Source organism: Pseudomonas sp. 43(2021) (assembly GCF_017490805.1).
GTDB lineage: Bacteria > Pseudomonadota > Gammaproteobacteria > Pseudomonadales > Pseudomonadaceae > Aquipseudomonas.
Window position 1 is genome coordinate 1 of the sequence record NZ_JAFGYJ010000416.1, and the last position, 472, is coordinate 472.

General features: G+C 61.4%; 1 protein-coding gene. It reads left to right on the forward strand.

Translation table 11 applies throughout. The features are described from left to right. Positions 1 to 472, forward strand: a 472-nt coding sequence (locus J5M71_RS27930; protein ID WP_207838816.1) for an alpha/beta family hydrolase, incomplete at both ends; no start/stop codon positions are given.

Sequence of the window (472 nt, forward strand, 5' to 3'; positions counted from 1 at the left end):
GTGTGTGCTCGATCATGGGTGGCTTTGGGATGCCGCTGTTGGTGAGGCTTCGGCAACGCTTATTCTGGCCCACGGTGCGGGTGCGCCGATGGATAGCGAGTGGATGAACGACATGGCTGGGCGCCTTGCCGGGCTTGGGGTCAACGTGTTGCGCTTTGAGTTTCCGTATATGGCGCAGCGGCGGGTGGATGGGGTGAAGCGGCCGCCGAATCCTGCTGGCAAGTTGAAGGAATGTTGGCGGGAGGTGTTTGCGCTTGTGCGGCGTCATGTCGCTGGGGTTTTGGCTGTTGGCGGCAAGTCGATGGGCGGGCGGATGGCGAGTCTGGTGGCGGATGAGTTGGGGGTGGATGCGTTGGTATGTCTGGGGTATCCGTTTTATGCGGTGGGGAAGCCGGAGAAGCCTCGGGTTGAGCATTTGGCTGGTTTGAAGACTCGGACGTTGATTGTGCAGGGGGAGCGGGATGCTCTGGGG